14 protein-coding genes are annotated in these 16,160 nt (G+C 72.4%); 1 reads left to right on the forward strand and 13 read right to left on the reverse strand.

Annotated features, from left to right (window positions below):
• Window positions 1-32: 32 nt before the first annotated feature.
• From ABT324_RS04235 to ABT324_RS04255, 5 genes are all read right to left on the reverse strand, one after another.
• The gene (locus ABT324_RS04235) at window positions 33-353 is read right to left on the reverse strand and encodes a hypothetical protein (RefSeq protein WP_351171373.1); all 321 of its coding nucleotides are present in this window, start codon (window positions 351-353) and stop codon (window positions 33-35) included.
• The gene (gene topA, locus ABT324_RS04240) at window positions 350-3,184 is read right to left on the reverse strand and encodes a type I DNA topoisomerase (RefSeq protein WP_502949688.1); all 2,835 of its coding nucleotides are present in this window, start codon (window positions 3,182-3,184) and stop codon (window positions 350-352) included. Before topA ends, ABT324_RS04235 begins: the two co-directional genes overlap by 4 nt.
• 202 nt (window positions 3,185-3,386) lie before the next feature.
• Complete coding sequence (locus ABT324_RS04245) at window positions 3,387-3,980, reverse strand: hypothetical protein (RefSeq protein ID WP_351171376.1); 594 nt, start codon at window positions 3,978-3,980, stop codon at window positions 3,387-3,389.
• A gap of 169 nt (window positions 3,981-4,149) precedes the next feature.
• On the reverse strand, window positions 4,150-4,740 hold the full coding sequence (locus tag ABT324_RS04250; RefSeq protein WP_351171379.1) for a hypothetical protein: 591 nt from the start codon (window positions 4,738-4,740) through the stop codon (window positions 4,150-4,152).
• Window positions 4,741-4,906: 166 nt separating this feature from the next.
• Window positions 4,907-7,216 (reverse strand): sodium-translocating pyrophosphatase, encoded by a 2,310-nt coding sequence (locus ABT324_RS04255; protein WP_351171795.1) that lies wholly within the window; start codon window positions 7,214-7,216, stop codon window positions 4,907-4,909.
• Window positions 7,217-7,729: 513 nt separating this feature from the next.
• Between ABT324_RS04255 and ABT324_RS04260 the strand changes: the two genes are divergently transcribed.
• Window positions 7,730-10,108 carry a DEAD/DEAH box helicase gene (locus tag ABT324_RS04260; protein ID WP_351171382.1) on the forward strand — a complete coding sequence of 793 codons (2,379 nt, stop codon included), beginning with the start codon at window positions 7,730-7,732 and terminating at the stop codon, window positions 10,106-10,108.
• A gap of 106 nt (window positions 10,109-10,214) precedes the next feature.
• Here ABT324_RS04260 and ABT324_RS04265 read toward each other — a convergent pair whose 3' ends face one another.
• The 8 genes from ABT324_RS04265 to ssd all read right to left on the reverse strand — a co-directional run bounded on the left by ABT324_RS04265 (window position 10,215) and on the right by ssd (window position 15,945).
• Entirely contained in the window at window positions 10,215-10,880 is a 666-nt protein-coding gene (locus ABT324_RS04265) for a bifunctional DNA primase/polymerase (RefSeq protein ID WP_351171385.1), read from the reverse strand.
• Between the two features lie 288 nt (window positions 10,881-11,168).
• On the reverse strand, window positions 11,169-11,516 hold the full coding sequence (locus ABT324_RS04270; RefSeq protein ID WP_351171388.1) for an Rv3654c family TadE-like protein: 348 nt from the start codon (window positions 11,514-11,516) through the stop codon (window positions 11,169-11,171).
• Entirely contained in the window at window positions 11,513-11,887 is a 375-nt protein-coding gene (locus tag ABT324_RS04275; RefSeq protein WP_351171391.1) for a TadE family type IV pilus minor pilin, read from the reverse strand. Before ABT324_RS04275 ends, ABT324_RS04270 begins: the two co-directional genes overlap by 4 nt.
• Complete coding sequence (locus ABT324_RS04280) at window positions 11,887-12,099, reverse strand: DUF4244 domain-containing protein (protein ID WP_351171394.1); 213 nt, start codon at window positions 12,097-12,099, stop codon at window positions 11,887-11,889. The genes ABT324_RS04275 and ABT324_RS04280 overlap by 1 nt, the downstream gene beginning before the upstream one ends.
• Window positions 12,100-12,146: 47 nt before the next feature.
• On the reverse strand, window positions 12,147-12,845 hold the full coding sequence (locus tag ABT324_RS04285; protein ID WP_351171397.1) for a type II secretion system F family protein: 699 nt from the start codon (window positions 12,843-12,845) through the stop codon (window positions 12,147-12,149).
• Complete coding sequence (locus ABT324_RS04290) at window positions 12,842-13,633, reverse strand: type II secretion system F family protein (protein WP_351171400.1); 792 nt, start codon at window positions 13,631-13,633, stop codon at window positions 12,842-12,844. Before ABT324_RS04290 ends, ABT324_RS04285 begins: the two co-directional genes overlap by 4 nt.
• Window positions 13,627-14,829 carry a TadA family conjugal transfer-associated ATPase gene (locus ABT324_RS04295; protein WP_502949689.1) on the reverse strand — a complete coding sequence of 401 codons (1,203 nt, stop codon included), beginning with the start codon at window positions 14,827-14,829 and terminating at the stop codon, window positions 13,627-13,629. The genes ABT324_RS04290 and ABT324_RS04295 overlap by 7 nt, the downstream gene beginning before the upstream one ends.
• A gap of 33 nt (window positions 14,830-14,862) precedes the next feature.
• A complete protein-coding gene (gene ssd / locus ABT324_RS04300) occupies window positions 14,863-15,945 on the reverse strand; it encodes a septum site-determining protein Ssd (RefSeq protein ID WP_351171404.1) in 1,083 nt (360 codons plus the stop codon).
• Window positions 15,946-16,160 lie beyond the last annotated feature (215 nt).

The raw sequence follows: 16,160 nt of genomic DNA on the forward strand, positions 1-16,160 counted from the left end.
TCTACGGTGCCGCCCCGACCACGGGCGGAGGCCTAACCGAACAGCGCCGCGAACACGACCGCCAGCAACGGCAGGGCCAGCATCACGAAGCACCCGATCTTCGCCGCCGAGCTGGTCCCCTTCGCCTTCCCAGCGCTCTGCGGCTGCGCGGGCTGGTGCTGCGTGCGCGCCGGGGGCAGCGAGAACGGCTCGACCTGGTCAGCCACCAGGCGCGGAACGGGCGGTCGCGGTGCCACCGACCTGGTCCGGGCCGGCGGCACCGCGCGTGTCGTGGTCAGGGCATCCGGGTGGACGCGCAGCGGCGGCAACGCCTGCGTGCCGTCCGGGCCGGACAGCGCGTCCCTCCGCGTCACGACGACTTCGACGAAGAACTGGCCCGCTTCTTGGTCGCCGTGCCGGTCGACTTGCTGGTGGTCTTCTTCGCCGTGCTGGTCGACTTCGTGGTCGTCTTCTTGGCCGCGGTGGTCTTCTTCGCCGGGGCCTTCTTCTTCGCCGGGGCCTTGGCCCGCCGCTCGGCGAGCAGCTCGACCGCGCGGTCCATGGTCAACGACTCCACGTCATCGCCCTTGCGCAGCGACGCGTTCGTCTCGCCGTCGGTGACGTACGGGCCGAACCGGCCGTCCTTGATCACCAGCTGCTTGCCGGTGTCCGGTGCCTCGCCGAGCTCGCGCAGCGGCGCCGCGGCAGCCCGCCGACCACGCTGCTTGGGCTGCTCGTAGATCTTCAGCGCCTCTTCCAGGGTGATCGAGAAGATCTGCTCCTCGGTCTCCAACGACCGCGAGTCCGTGCCCTTCTTCAGGTACGGGCCGTAGCGGCCGTTCTGCGCGGTGATCTCGTTGCCGCTCTCCGGGTCGGTGCCCACCACGCGCGGCAGCGACAACAGCTTCAGCGCGTCCTCGAGCGTCACGGTGTCCAGCGACATCGACTTGAACAGGCTGCCGGTGCGCGGCTTGCCCTTGCTGCCCTCCGGCAGGACCTCGGTGACGTACGGGCCGAAGCGGCCCTCCTTGGCCACCACCTCGTGCCCCGACTCCGGGTCGGTGCCCAGGCTGCGGCCCTCCATCGGGGTGGAGAACAGCTTCTCCGCGATCTCCACGGTCAGCTCGTCCGGCGGCAGGTCGTCGGGCAGGTTCGCCCGCTGCGACGACTCGTCCTCCAGGGCTCGCTCCAGGTACGGCCCGTAGCGGCCGACCCGCACATAGACGGTGCGGTCGTGGTCGTCGGTGAACATCGGGATCGAGTTGACCGCCCGCGGGTCGATCTCCTCGACGCTCGAGCCGACCAGCTTCTTCAACCCACCGGCGCGGCCGATCGAGCCCTCCGGGCCCACGTCGCCACCGAAGTAGAAGCCGGACAGCCAGCTGGTGCGCTGCTCGCGCCCCTCGGCGATGCGGTCCAGCTCGTCCTCCAGCGCCGCGGTGAAGTCGTAGTCCACCAGCCGCTCGAAGTGCTTCTCCAGCAGCCCGACCACGGCGAAGGCGATCCACGACGGGACCAGGGCGGAGCCCTTCTTCCACACGTAGCCGCGCTCCTGCACGGTGCTGATGATGGAGGCGTAGGTCGACGGGCGGCCGATGCCCAGCTCCTCCATCGTCTTGACCAGGCTGGCCTCGGTGAAGCGCGGCGGCGGGTTGGTGGTGTGCCCGTCCGGCGACAGCTCCGGCGCGGTGACCGGCTGGTCCTTGACCAGCTGCGGCAGCCGCGACTCGGCGTCGTCGGCGACCCCGCCGGCCTCCGAGTCGACCGCCTCGACGTAGGCCTTCAGGAAGCCCGCGAAGGTGATGGTGCGGCCCGAGGCGGCGAAGGTGCACTCCTCACCGCTGGTCGCGGTGCCGGTGATGCGCACCGACAGGGTGGTGCCCTTGGCGTCGGCCATCTGGGAGGCGATGGTGCGCTGCCAGATCAGCTCGTACAACTTGAAGCCGTCGACGTCGTTGCCCAGCTCGGCGGCGACCGCGCCCGGGGTGCGGAAGCTCTCACCCGCCGGGCGGATCGCCTCGTGCGCCTCCTGCGCGTTCTTCACCTTGCGGTTGTACTGGCGCGGCTGCGGCGACAGGAACTGCTCGCCGTAGAGGTCGCGGGCCTGGTTGCGCGCCGCCGCGATCGCCGTCTCGGACAGCGTCGTGGAGTCGGTTCGCATGTAGGTGATGTAACCGTTCTCGTACAGCCGCTGCGCCGTGCGCATCGTGCGGTCCGCCGAGAAGCGCAGCTTGCGGCTGGCCTCCTGCTGCAGCGTGGAGGTCATGAACGGCGCGTACGGCTTCCGCGTGTACGGCTTCTCCTCGACGCTGGAGACGTGCAGCTGCGCGTCGGTCAGCGCCTCGGCCAGCGCGCGGGCCTCGGCCTCGGTCAGCACCCGGATGTCGGCGTTCTTCAGCTGCCCGTCCGGACCGAAGTCGCGGCCGGTGGCCAGCTTCGCACCGTCCACCGTGACCAGGCGGGCGCCGAAGCGGCGCGGCGAGGCGTCCGGACCGGCGTCCATCGTCGCCGAGATGTCCCAGTAGTCGGCCGGCACGAACTTGATCCGCTCGCGCTCCCGCTCGACCACGATCCGGGTCGCCACCGACTGCACGCGGCCCGCCGACAGCTTCGGCATGACCTTCTTCCACAGCACCGGGCTGACCTCGTAGCCGTACAGCCGGTCCAGGATGCGGCGGGTCTCCTGCGCGTCCACCAGGTCGTGGTCCAGGTCACGCGGGTTGGCCGCGGCCGCCTGGATGGCCGACTCGGTGATCTCGTGGAACACCATCCGGCGCACCGGCACCTTCGGCTTCAACGTCTCCAGCAGGTGCCAGGCGATCGCCTCGCCCTCGCGGTCACCGTCCGTGGCGAGGTAGAGCTCGTCGACCTGCTTGAGCGCGTCCTTCAGCTCGGTGACCGTCGACTTCTTGTCGGCCGAGACCAGGTACAGCGGCTCGAAGTCGTTCTCGACGTTCACGCCGAGCCGGGCCCACGCCTGGCCCTTGTACTTCTCCGGCACGTCCTTGGCGTTCTTGGGCAGGTCCCGGATGTGGCCGCGGGAGGACTCCACGATGAAGTTCGAGCCCAGGTAGGAGGCGATCTTCTTGGCCTTCGCAGGCGACTCGACGATCACCAGGCGCCGACCACCGGAGCCCGCCCCGTTGGCGGACCCCGAAGCCCGGCCGGTCCCGCCAGCCTTCTTCGTCCGTGTCGACCCAGCCACGCTTACCTGCTCTCTTCTCCCGGAAGCATCCTTTGCTACCCGACAAGTTCCTCAGTGTGCCCCGTGCGCGGTTCCGTGCGCCGCCCGGGAAGGCACAGGGTTGCACATAACACGCCCATGCACGTCGGCGTCTTGCCTTACGAACGTATCGGGTGACGACGGTGTTCCGTTGCGTGACCTCGCGTGATGTGCGTCAACCCGGTCACGACACGAGTGGCCACGTTCGCTCGATCGCACCATCGGGCGTCGGACCGACCAGCTCGGCGAGCCTGGCCAGGCGGCGGCGCCCGGTGACGCGCAGCGCCGGGCCACCGGCGCGCGGGCCGACCGGCTTGGCCGGGAGGCCGCAGCCGAGCAGCGCCGCGGCCAGCGGCGCGTGCGTGTCGGGGGCGTGCGGGTCGAGCCCGAGGCGGTAGCCGGAGGGCTCGGCGGAGCCCGCGGTCAGCGCCCAGATGCGCAGGGCGGCGCCGTCCGGGACGTAGCCGGCGGGGACGGACTTCACCGCGCCGCGGAGCCACTGCGCGGCGAGGCCGGTGAGGTCGGTGCGGAAGGCGGTGCGGACCAGCGGACGGCCTTCGTCGGAGCGGCCGAGCTCGGCTTCCACCCCGCGCTGCGCGCACGCCTCGACCAGGGACCGGGCGCGCCACTCGGCGTCGACCACGACCGACAGCCGGGCTGCGGTCCCGCGGCCGAAGCCGACTGCCTGCCCCGGTCCGCACAGCAGGCCCGCCAGATCAGCGATGACGGGCTGCCGCGCCTCGGCCGAGTAGAAGGACAGCTGGTCCACGGCCCGCATGCTAGAACAGCCGTTCGACCTGTGCCACGGTTTCCACCCGTTTGAGCGAGCGGGAACCACAGTTTCAATTGAAACTGTAAAACACCTGGGGCCGGAGACCGCAACTTCCATGGAAAGCAGACGTCCGATTTCCATGGGAGTTGCGGGAGGCACCCGAGTGCCGGTGGGGTCAGCGGGGTGGTTGTGGTCCGCCGAGGAGGGGTTGGCACTCGGGGGACTTGCGGGCCGCCGCGTTGAGCTGCTGGTTCTGCTCCAGTTGGGTGAGCTCGTCCTGGAGGTTGAGCTGACCGCCCTTGTCCAGCTCCTGCTGGACCGCCGTCATCCCCTCCTGGAAGCGCTGCTTGTCGGTCGGGTCGACCTGCTCGGCCTTCGCCCGCGCCCCGCTCAGCAGGTCGCGGACCTGCGTGAAGCTCGCCTGGAACCCGTCGCCGAGCTGCTCCGCGCCGGCGACCGGCGGGGCGCCGAGGTCCTGCAGCCCGCGCGCCGTGTCGTCGGCGGACCGCGTGGCGGCGTCGATGCGGTTGATCACCGAGTCCTTCACCGCCGCGGTGTTGCTCCGGTCGATCTCCGGCAGGTTCTGCTGGGACGCGCTGAATCCGCTGATCAGGCCGCACATCTTGCCGGTCCAGGCCACCGCCTCCGCGCTCGGCGCGGACGGCTTCGGGGCGGGCGCCGGAGCGGCACCCGGGCCACCGGCGCACCCGGCCAGCGCGAGCGGGACGGCGGCCAGGACCGCGATCGACGTCGAACGAAACTTCATGCGCACTCCTCGCACAGATTGGAGTTACCTTCGGCGTGCGGCCCGACTCTCCCCCACCCGAGGCCGCGCTCCGCGACCCGGGGTGCGCGCTGCGGCGAAGGCCCAGCGCACGGCGAAGGGCGCCTCCCCCAGCGGGGAAGACGCCCTCCGGGTGGACTCGCGCGCTCTAGGAGGGCGCGCCGTTGATCGCCTTGTCGTCGGACGGGGATGACTCCGCGATCGACGTCGAGCGCCGCTTGGAGATCACCACCGCGGCGACGATCACCGCAACCGCCACCACCGCGATGCCGATGCGCACCGGCTGGTTCGCGCCCGCACCGACGGAGAAGGCCACCACGGCCGGTGCGATCAGCACCGACACCAGGTTCATGACCTTCAGCAGGGGGTTGATCGCCGGGCCCGCGGTGTCCTTGAACGGGTCGCCGACGGTGTCGCCGATGACCGTGGCGGCGTGCGCCTCGGAACCCTTGCCACCGTGGTAGCCGTCCTCGACCAGCTTCTTCGAGTTGTCCCAGGCACCACCGGAGTTGGCCAGGAAGATGGCCATCAGGGTGCCGGTGGCGATGGCACCGGCGAGGTAACCGGCCAGCGGACCGACACCGAGGCCGAAGCCGACCGCGATCGGCGCCAGCACCGCGAGCAGACCGGGCGTGGCCAGCTCGCGCAACGAGTCGCGGGTGCAGATGTCGACCACCCGGCCGTACTCCGGGCGCTCCGAGCCGTCCATGATGCCCGGCTTGTCCTTGAACTGGCGGCGCACCTCGTAGACCACCGCGCCCGCGGCGCGCGACACGGCGTTGATCGCCAGGCCGGAGAACAGGAACACCACGGCGGCGCCGATGACCACGCCCACCAGCACGTTCGGCGCGTAGACGAAGAACTCCGCGATGCCGAGCTGGCCGCCCACGTCCGCCAGCGCCGCACCGATCGCATCGGTGTAGGAGCCGAACAACGCCGTCGCGGCCAGCACCGCGGTGGCGATCGCGATGCCCTTGGTGATCGCCTTGGTGGTGTTGCCGACCGCGTCGAGCTCGGTGAGGATCTTCGCGCCCTCGCCCTCGACGTCACCGGACATCTCCGCGATGCCCTGCGCGTTGTCGCTGACCGGGCCGAAGGTGTCCATCGCGACGATCACGCCGACGGTGGTCAGCAGACCGCACCCGGCCAGCGCGATGGCGAACAGCGCCACCGGCAGCGAACCGGACAGCAGGAACGCGCCGAACACCGCGGCGCCGATGATCAGCGCGGTGTAGACGGCGGACTCGAAGCCGACGGAGAGCCCGGAGAGGATCACCGTCGCCGCACCGGTCAGCGACGACTTGCCGACGTCGCGCACCGGGCGGTGCTCGGTCGCGGTGAAGTAGCCGGTCAGCTTGAGGATGACCACCGCGAGCAGGATGCCGATGACCACCGCGGCCAGCGCGATCACCGCCGGGTTGCCGCTGGCCTGCTGCAGGGCCGGCGAGACACCGTTGAGGTCGGCGAAGGAGCTCGGCAGGTACAGCAGCGCGGCGACCGCGCAGAGCACCGCCGAGATCGCCGCCGAGATGTAGAACGACCGGTTGATCGCGACCAGCGCGTTCTCCCCGCTGCGGGCCTTGGTGATGTAGACGCCGATCACCGCGGTCAGCACGCCGATGGCGGGCACGATCAGCGGGAACAGCAGGCCGTGCAGGCCGAACGCGGCGGTGCCGAGGATCAGCGAGGCGACCAGCGTGACCGCGTAGGACTCGAACAGGTCGGCCGCCATCCCGGCGCAGTCGCCGACGTTGTCCCCGACGTTGTCGGCGATGGTCGCGGCGTTGCGCGGGTCGTCCTCGGGGATGTTCTGCTCGACCTTGCCGACCAGGTCGGCACCCACGTCGGCGGCCTTGGTGAAGATGCCGCCGCCGACTCGCATGAACATGGCCAGCAGGGCGGCGCCGAAGCCGAAGCCCTCCAGCACGCGCGGTGCGCCACCGGCGTAGACCAGCACCACGAGCGCGGCGCCGAACAGGCCGAGGCCGACCGTGGTCATGCCGACCACGCCGCCGGTGCGGAACGCGACGCGCATCGCCTTCTCGCGCCCCTCACCGGCTTCGCGGGCGGCCGCCGCGACGCGCACGTTCGCGCGGGTGGACAGCCACATGCCGAGGTAGCCGATGACGGCGGAGAACGCCGCACCGAACAGGAAGAAGATCGAGCGGCCGATCTGCTCGCCGACCGTTTCCGCGGGCAGCGCGAACAGCAGCAGGAACACGACCACCGCGAAGATCGCCAGGGTGCGGAACTGCCGGTTCAGGTAGGCCGAGGCACCTTCCTGCACGCCCTTGGCGATGTCCTGCATCTTGGCCGTGCCCTGGCCAGCGGACAGCACCTCCCTGATCAGGACGTAGCCGAAGGCCAACGCGGCCAGCGCGATCACCATCACCACGCCGACCACTGCGTAGTCGGCGCCGCCGAGTTCGATCCCGGTGGCTTGTTGGGCGAGGTCCATCCGGGTTTGCGAGCTCGGTGGTGCAGCGCCCTGGGCCCAGCCGTGCTGGACCGGGGTGAGCAGGGACATCCGTCCTCCTGGGTTGTGCTCGGTTCAGCACCGGTTCCGGTCGGCTCCCGACCGGCTCCGGTGCGCGGTAGGCGGCCCCGCCCGGTACGGCCGGTGATCGTCCGCTGGCCGTCCGTGGCGACGTCGTGGCTCGGGAGTCTATTCAGGCCCCGAGTGGCTTACCTCACGGTGTGATACGCACCTCTCCCCGACGTGGGAATCTGTTACCAGTTGATCGATTCAGTGCCCTACTTGATCACCCGTTCGGGTCGATCTTGATTTGGACCGATCGGGTGACATGAGGTATAGGACGTGGTTTCGCAGGATCCAACCGGGCCCCGGCAGCTGTCAGCCGCCGGCCCAACCACTCCACCCAGAACCATCCGATCGAGCGACACCGACACAGCTGCGGGAACCGGGAACTCGTGCGCAGCGCCCGAACCGGCCTGTGCGAGGCTCGCTGGCGTGGGCGCAGCGGAGCAGAACAGAGGGAAGCGGTTGCTCGACCGGGTGCTGGCCGGGGTACCGGCCGGCGAATCACCGGTCCGCCACGTCGCGCAGCTGCCGAACCGCCCGGCCCGCACCACCGACTGGCCGGAGTGGGTCCCGCCGCGGCTGGTCGAGGCGCTCCGCGAGCGCGGCGCCGACGAGCCGTGGGTGCACCAGGTCGAGGGCGCCGAGGCCGTCCGAGCCGGTGAGCACGTCGTGGTCGCCACCGGCACGGCGTCGGGCAAGTCGCTGGTCTACCAGCTGCCGGTGCTGTCCCGGCTGCTGGAGGACCGCCGCGCGACCGCGCTCTACCTGTCGCCCACCAAGGCGCTGGGCGCCGACCAGCTGCGCACCGTCGACGAGCTCGGGCTGGAGGAGGTCCGCGCCGCCGCCTTCGACGGGGACACCCCGCAGGTGGAGCGGGACTGGGTCCGCGCGCACGGCCGGTGGGTCTTCACCAACCCGGACATGCTGCACTTCGGCATCCTGCCCGGGCACAGCCGGTGGGCCCGGTTCTTCCGGCAGCTCACCCACGTCGTCGTGGACGAGTGCCACACCTACCGCGGGGTGTTCGGGTCGCACGTCGCGCTCCTGCTGCGCCGCCTGCGCCGGATCGCGCAGCACTACGGCGCCGACCCCGTCTTCGTGCTCGCCTCGGCCACCGTCTCCGACCCCGACGCGCTGGCCCAGCGCCTCACCGGGGTGCCCTGCCGCGCCATCACCGACGACGGCTCGCCGCGCGGGGCGCGGACCATCGCGCTCTGGGAACCGCCGCTGCTGGACGAGGTGATCGGCGAGAACGGCGCCCCGGTGCGCCGGGCCGCGGGCACCGAGGCGGCGCGGATCATGGCGGAGCTGGTCATCGAGGACGTCCGCACGTTGGCGTTCGTCCGGTCCCGACGCGGCGTCGAGCTGGCCGCGATCGCCGCGCAGCGGACACTGTCCGAAGTGGACGAGTCGCTGCCGGCCAAGGTCGCCTCCTACCGCGGCGGGTACCTGCCCGAGGACCGGCGCGAGCTGGAACGCTCGCTGCTCACCGGCCAGCTGCGCGCGGTGGCCACCACCAACGCGCTGGAGCTGGGCGTCGACATCTCCGGGCTCGACGCCGTGGTGGTCGCCGGATACCCGGGCACGCTGGCCTCGTTCTGGCAGCAGGCCGGTCGCGCCGGGCGGGACGGCGAAGGTGCGCTGGTGGTGTTCGTGGCGCGGGACGACCCGCTGGACACCTACCTGGTGCACCACCCACCCGCGATGCTGGACCGGCCGGTCGAGGCGACGGTGCTCGACCCGGCCAACCCCTACGTGCTGGAACCGCACCTGGCCTGCGCCGCCGCGGAACTGCCGCTCGACGCGGACGCGTTCGAGGTCTTCGGTGGGGAGACCGCCGAACGCGCGGTGCAGGCACTCACCGCGGACGGGGTGCTGCGCAAGCGCCCGCACGGCTGGTTCTGGACCTCCCGGGAACGTCCACACCGGAACGTCGAGCTGCGCGGCTCCGGTGGTCACCCGATCGCCGTGGTGGAGGGCGACTCCGGCCGGATGCTGGGCACCGTGGACCCGGATTCGGCCTGCGCCACCGTGCACCCGGGGGCGGTGTACCTGCACCGCGGCGAGTCCTTCGTGGTGGACGACCTGGATCTGGAGGACGGCATCGCGCTGGTGCACCAGGAGAGTCCGGACTGGACGACCTCGCCGCGCAACGTCGTGGACATCTCGGTGCTGCGGACCATCGAGCGCCAGGACACCGGCCGCGGCGTGACGGTCTGCCTGGGCGAGGTGGAGGTCACCTCGCAGGTCGTCGGTTACCTGCGGAAGCGACCGTCCGGCCAGGTGCTGGACCAGGTCGCGCTGGACCTCCCGGCGCAGACCCTGCTGACCCGCGCGGTCTGGTACGCGGTCAGCGACGAGCTGTTGATGAGCAGCGCACCGGGGGGCGCCGGGCTGGAACCGGCGCGCGTCCCCGGTGCGCTGCATGCCGCCGAGCACGCGGCGATCGGCCTGCTACCGCTGTTCGCGACCTGTGATCGTTGGGACATCGGCGGGGTGTCCACCGCGATGCACGCCGACACCGGGGAGGCAACGGTGTTCGTGCACGACGGGCATCCGGGAGGGGCCGGATTCGCCGATCGCGGTTTTGCCGCATTGGTCCCGTGGTTGGCCGCGACGCGGGAAGCGATCGCTTCCTGCGACTGCCCGGCTGGGTGCCCGTCCTGCGTTCAGTCGCCCAAGTGCGGGAACGGCAACGAACCGCTGGACAAGGCGGGGGCGGTGGCTGTTCTCGAAGCGGTGTCGACCGTGCTCGGGGAGGGCACCGGTGGACCGGCTGGGCTGCACGACCGTCCGCAGCAGGTCTGAGCACAGGAGAACTGGTGCGTGCTCGGGGGAGTGCGGGGTCCGGTCGCGTCGGGGAGCCCGGGCGCGGGTGCCGATCCGGTTGGTGCCGACACGGTCGGCAGGTTCGTCACCTGCCTGCCGCGAGGAGTTCCGCCACGTCTGCGTTGTTGTCAAGGTGCTCACGACCCGTGCGGAACGCGTCCTGCACGAAGTCCGGGGTGGGCAGCCGCCAGGCGCAGACCTCCGGCTTGACCCGCCAGTGCACCTGGCCGCCGGGGTAGGCGGACGGGGGCATGGCCACCCAGCTCCCCTTGCCGTGCAAGCGGATCCCGGGCACGTCGGCCAGGTCCGCGGCGAGCTCGCCGCCACTGGCCATCAGGAAGTACCAGCGCCCGCGCGGGGTCGCCACGATCGGCACCGGGAAGCCCAGGGAGCGCAGCACCGAGGCGGCTGCTCGGCCGAGCGTCGCGTCGACCTCGAGCGCGTCGACCGTGCTCCCGGTGGCGATCAGCAGGCTGTAGGGGTGCTCGGCCCACCAGGCGGTGACGTCGTCGGGGCTGGTGCCCAGCCGGGTCTGCCAGTCGCGGTGCACCGGCATCGGGCCGTGCTCCTGGCGGCCGTGCCGACCGATCCAGTGATCTCCTTCGGGGTAGGTTCCGGGAAGCACCGGCCAACCGCGCGAGGCGAAACCCACCGCCTGCACGCGAAGTTCGATCCGGCTGCTGGTCAACCCGGCCGGGTGGGCCGGGACGCCGCGGAAGGCGCCTTGCCACCTCTCCGCCGACCAATGCATCTGTTCCGCCTCCTTGCTCCACAGTGGGCGGTCGACCGGTGGTCTCGGGGGAACCACCTCGTTCGCGACCTCGTTGTCGTGAACTTGGAGTCTTCCCGCTCACACCACCAATCAACGGCATGCCACCCCGCCGAGTACACCCCGCATCGGCGACCGGTCGTTCAGCCGCGACGAACGTGCCCCGGCGGAACACGACCACCGAAAGATCGCCCGGGTGAACGGCGCTGGAACTGCTGCCGACCAGGACCTTGCCGACCGTTCGTCGACCGCTCGTCGCCGCCGGGCCGATCACCGCCTGTTCGGCCCCGCGTGTGCCCGTGCGCTGGCCTTTCCCGGGACCAGCAGGCCCCGGGGGAGATCAGCTTCCACCGTCACGCGGGCGTTCCACCCCGCCAAGCGGCACTCGACGACCGCAGCCCGCATGCCGTCGGCCACCTGCGCAGCGCGCTCGCACGCCGCTTCCGGCCCGCGCGGCGCGTGCGCAGCGGCGGCCAGCGCCGCGAGGTCGGCAGCGCCTTCCGCACGGTGCCGGGCGATGGTCGCCGCACCGATCTGCAGGACGAGCACGAGCAGCGAGAGCAGTGCCAGCACCAGGATCGCGGACAGCGCCGTCGCCGCGCCCCGATCGCCGTTCACCGCACCACCCCTGGTTCCAGCACGGCCACCGCGCGGGCGTGCAGCCAGCGGCCGGGCAGCTGGGCGGGCAGCGGCAGGCTCACCTCCGTGCGGACGACGTCGCCGTCGACCTGCACCGCCAACGCCGCCCCGGCCGGTGCGATCCGCTGCACCGCCCCGTCGGCCCGCGCCCGGTCACCGCGCGCCACCAGCCGGGCCGCCTCCACCGCCGCGTCCGTGCAGCGGAGGTGGCCGATCAGCGCGTTGGTGCCGACCAGGACCAGCGCGAACACCGCGACCACCGAGCAGATGCCCAGCGCGGCTTCAACCGTCACCGCGCCGCGGTCGGGTGCTCCGGCGCCGTGCGGCACCGGAGCCACCTGCGCCGCCATCAGACGCCGCCTCCCTCCAGGCTGCGCTCGATGAGCCCGGTGAGCGCCTCCTTGATCGTGCCGCCGGTGACGATCTCGAACAGCAGCGAGGCGAACGCGACCGCGGCCACCGTTCCCATCGCGTACTCCGCGGTCGTCATCCCGCCATCGCCGTGCAGCAGCGCGCGCAGCCGTCCGGCCGCCCGCTGGACCGGCAGGTCCACCTCCACCATCTCTCCTCCGTTCGTCCACAGTGGTCTTGCTACTCGGTCGCACCGCCTCATCCGGGAACAGTCAGGCGGTGCAGGGTGCCCACGACCACGGGTGCCACGCCGAGGCACAGGAACGCGGGCAGGAAGCACAGGCCGAGCGGCGCGGAGATCCACACCGCGACCCGTTGCGCGCGGGCTTCGGCCTGCTCGGCGACCGTGGCGCGGGCGTGCTCGGCCAGTTCCGCCGCCACCTCGGCCAACCCCTGGCCGGTGCGCGCGGTCCGCCGCGCGGCGCGGCCGAGCTCGGCGGTGTCCGGGTTGGACAGCGCCGGTTCCCAGCTCGTCACCGCGTCCGACCCGAGCGCGAGGTGGTCGGCGACCTCGCGGAGGGTCCGGCGCGCGGCACCAGCCAGTTCCTCGGCCACCGCCTGCACCACGACCGGCACCGGCAGGCCCGCCCGCATGCCCGCGGCGAGCAGGTCCCAGCCCGCGGCCAGCACCAGCGGATCGGTCCGCTCGCGCCCCCTGGCCGCGATTGCCGACCACCGGCGGGCGGCGATCGCGGCTGCCGATCCGATCAGCACACCCATGACCAGGCCGAACACCTGCGCGGCGACCGCGCCAGCCGCCAGCGGGAGCAGCCATGCGGTGGCGGACGCCCGCTGCCGCCGGGTCTGCGGGCGCAGCGAGCGCAGCCTGGTCCGCCCCGAGGGTGTGGGGGTGATCAGCACCGCAGCCGCCACGAGCGCCGGAACCGCTTCGATCACGGCGTCACCGCCTCGGTCAGCCGCAACGTCCAGCTCGCACCAGCCGCCAGCAGCGCCGCCCCGACCAGCAACAGCAGTTGTCCGAGCAGCCCGTCGTTGAGCACCGACAGCGGTGCCGATCCGAGGGCTTCGCCGAACAGCAGACCGCAGACCGGGAGCCCGGTGAGCACTGCCGCCGTCGAACGTGGACCGGCCAGCTTCGCCTCGACACCGCGCCGGAACGCCGTGCGCCGCTCGACATCGCGGCGGACCGCGTCGAGCAGGTCGGCCAGCGCGACACCGTGCCGCTCCGCCAACGCCCACGCCCTGGCGATCCGCTCCAGCGGCGCGCGCAGCTCGACCAGCTGGTGGTTCCGCAGGACCGCCGCCACGTCACCGCCGAGCCGGACCGTGGTCGCCATGTCCCGGAAGACGCCCGCGGTCAACGCTCCTGCCTCGGCCGCAGCACCTTCCGCAGCTGAAGCGGGATGCGCGCCCGCGCGCAGCTGGGCGACGAGCAACCGCAACCCCGCGGTCAGCTCGTCGGCTCGGGCCAGCCTCTCCCGCCGTCTCCGCAGCGAGCGCCAGTGGTGCGCGCCGAGCAGCGCCAACCCGGCTCCGGCGAGCAGGCCCGCAGGGCCAGCGACGAGCAGCCCCGCGACCGCCGAGGCCAGGACCACGAGCAGTCGCCGGTGGCGGACCGGTCCCAGTGGCAGTCGCACCGGTTCCGGGCGGAGCCGGTCGCGCGCGTGAACCTCCGGCCAGCACAGCGCAGCAGCGGCGGCCGCCAGCAGCGCGAAGATCAGCACGGCAGGGCACCTCCCCGCGCGGCGAGCAGCGCCGCGAGGTCTTCCCGGCCCGCCATCCAGCCGCCGTCGCGCTGCCACGCCGGAACGACCTGGACCCGCTCACCGTCCCGCCGCAGCACGCCGATGCCAGCCAGGTACCGACCCCGCTGCGCGCTCCGCCGGACGTGCAGCACGACCTGCACGGCCGCGGCGAGCTGGCTGTGCAGCGCTGAGCGGGACAAGCCGCCCAGCGCTGCCAGGGCTTCCATCCGGGCCGGGACTTCCTGCGGCGAGTTGGCGTGCAAGGTCCCACCGCCACCGTCGTGGCCGGTGTTCAACGCCGACAGCAGCTCTCGGACCTCACCACCGCGCACCTCGCCGACGACCAGCCGGTCCGGTCGCATCCGCAGGGCCTGGCGCACCAGGTCGCGGACCTGGATCTCCCCCGCCCCCTCGACGTTCGGTGGTCGGGTGAGCAGCCGGACCACGTGCGGGTGCCTCGGGTGCAGCTCGGCCGCCTCCTCGACGCAGACGATGCGCTCGGACTCGGCGACCTCGCCCAGCATCGCCGCCAGCAGCGTGGTCTTCCCGCTCGCCGTGCCGCCGACCACCAGGAACGCCAGCCGCGCGGCGACGATCTCGCGCAGCACCTCGGCGGTCGGCCCGTCGAACGCGCCCGACTCCCGCAACGCGGCCAGGTCATGCGCCGCCGGGCGGAGGATGCGCAGCGAGATGCAGGTCCCCTCCCCCGCCACCGGCGGCAGCACCGCGTGCAACCGCACCGCGCCGGAGGCGCTCTCCTGCGGCAACCAGGCGTCGACCCACGGCTGGGCGTCGTCGAGCCGACGTCCGGTGGACATCGCCAGGCGCTGCGCCAAGCGCCGCACCGCGTCCTCGTCGGCGAAGCGCACCGCGGCCCGCTGGAGGCCGTCGCCGCGGTCCACCCAGACCTTGTTCGGCGCGGTCACCAGCACGTCGCAGACCTCCGGGTCGCGCAGCAGCGGTTCCAGCATCCCGGCACCGCGGAATTCCTGCTGCACCAAGCGAAGTGCGGCCAGCACGTCGGCATCGGCGACCAGTGCGCCGGATTCCTCGCGGACCGCCGAGGCGACGGCGCTGGAGGTCAGCGCGGCGCCGCTGCCGACCAGGCGGTTGCGGACCCGGGCCAGCAGCTCACCGTCCACCGCGCCGTCGACGGGTTCCAGAACACGACTCATGATTCTCCTTCCAACGCAACGAAGAACTGGGTTTCAGCGGGCGACCGCTCCGCACCGGTCGAGCTCGGCCAGCACCTGCTGAGCTGCACGGGCCACCGGACCGCGGCGGCGCAGCCGCGCGGCCAACCCGCCGCAGTCGACGAGCGCTGGCAGCTGCGGCTCCGGACGCATCGCGGTCAGCACCTCCGCGCCGACCGCTCGCGCCACGTCGGCCAACCGCAGCCCGCCCGGCGCGGGGCCGCGCACCACCAGCCGGACCGGCCCGGCGGCGTGCTGGGCCACCACCGCGACCACCCGCTCGGCCGCGGCCACCGCGCGGACCTCCGCGGGGACGACGACCGCCGCGAGATCCGCCTCGCGCAGCACCGCGACAGCTGGTTCCGGGAGCGCTCGGGGCAGGTCGCACACCACGACGTCACCGGCCCGGCGACCGGCTGCCAGCACCGCGCGCACGCCCTCCGGGGTCAGGCCGCTTGAGGGGCCGCCGCGGTCGCAGGACAGCACCGTGATCGCCCCGGAACCGATCCGGCGCTCGGGCAGCGCCTCGTGCAGCGCGCTCGCCCCGAGCCGACCGGCGTTGACGGCCAACCCCGACCAGCGCAGACCGTCGTCCGTCTCGGCGCCCACCGCGAGGTCGACACCACCGCCCAGCGGATCGCAATCGACCAGCAGCGCCCGCGCACCACCGCGGGCGGCCAGCACCGCGGCCGCGGTGGCCAGCACGGATGCTCCGGCGCCTCCGCAGCCACCCAGCACCGCGAGGACCCGGCCGTCCTGCACCGGGGTGTCGGCGCTGTCGGCCAACAACCCGATCAGCGCGGTCTCCTCGGCGGGCAGCGTGATCACCTGGTCCGCGCCGATCTCGAACGCGGTCCGCCACAGCTGTGGCGTCGGATCGCGGCAGAGCACCACGACCCCGCGTCTTCGCGGCAAGCCACCGGCCACCCCAGCAGCAGCCGCAGCGGCGTCGAGCAGCACCAGCGGCGCCGCGCGCCAGGCAGGCGCGGACAACTCGCCTTCCCGCACCAGCTCTCCGCAGGACGCGGCGGCCAGGCGGGCGGCCTCCTCAGCCAGTTCGGCATCTTGGGCAACGAGGAGCGGGCGTGCAGCAGTCATGGCAGGACCTTCCGGAGAAACGGGTACCAGGAGCGAAAAGCCCGAACGGGCAGCTCGATATCCAAGGTGGACCGAACTCCGGCCGCTGCCAAGCAGGTTTTCGAAATCTGTGGACAAACCCCCGCGCTGTGGACAACTCAGCTCACACGAAAGCGTTGCGCGAATTCGCATCCAGTCCCGCGCATTGCCGGACCGCGACTCGGCCGCGGCGAGCG

Origin of the sequence: Saccharopolyspora sp. NPDC000359, assembly GCF_040300525.1 — a bacterium.
Taxonomy (GTDB): domain Bacteria; phylum Actinomycetota; class Actinomycetes; order Mycobacteriales; family Pseudonocardiaceae; genus Saccharopolyspora.

Coding starts and splice junctions, on each gene's coding strand:
- ABT324_RS04245 (WP_351171376.1), bottom strand. CDS start 3,980: ATGCGGGCCGTGGACCAGCTGTCCTTCTACTCGGCCGAGGCGCGGCAG.
- ABT324_RS04250 (WP_351171379.1), bottom strand. CDS start 4,740: ATGAAGTTTCGTTCGACGTCGATCGCGGTCCTGGCCGCCGTCCCGCTC.
- ABT324_RS04255 (WP_351171795.1), bottom strand. CDS start 7,216: ATGGACCTCGCCCAACAAGCCACCGGGATCGAACTCGGCGGCGCCGAC.
- ABT324_RS04265 (WP_351171385.1), bottom strand. CDS start 10,880: ATGCATTGGTCGGCGGAGAGGTGGCAAGGCGCCTTCCGCGGCGTCCCG.
- ABT324_RS04275 (WP_351171391.1), bottom strand. CDS start 11,887: ATGGCGGCGCAGGTGGCTCCGGTGCCGCACGGCGCCGGAGCACCCGAC.
- ABT324_RS04280 (WP_351171394.1), bottom strand. CDS start 12,099: ATGGTGGAGGTGGACCTGCCGGTCCAGCGGGCGGCCGGACGGCTGCGC.
- ABT324_RS04295 (WP_502949689.1), bottom strand. CDS start 14,829: ATGAGTCGTGTTCTGGAACCCGTCGACGGCGCGGTGGACGGTGAGCTG.
- ssd (WP_351171404.1), bottom strand. CDS start 15,945: ATGACTGCTGCACGCCCGCTCCTCGTTGCCCAAGATGCCGAACTGGCT.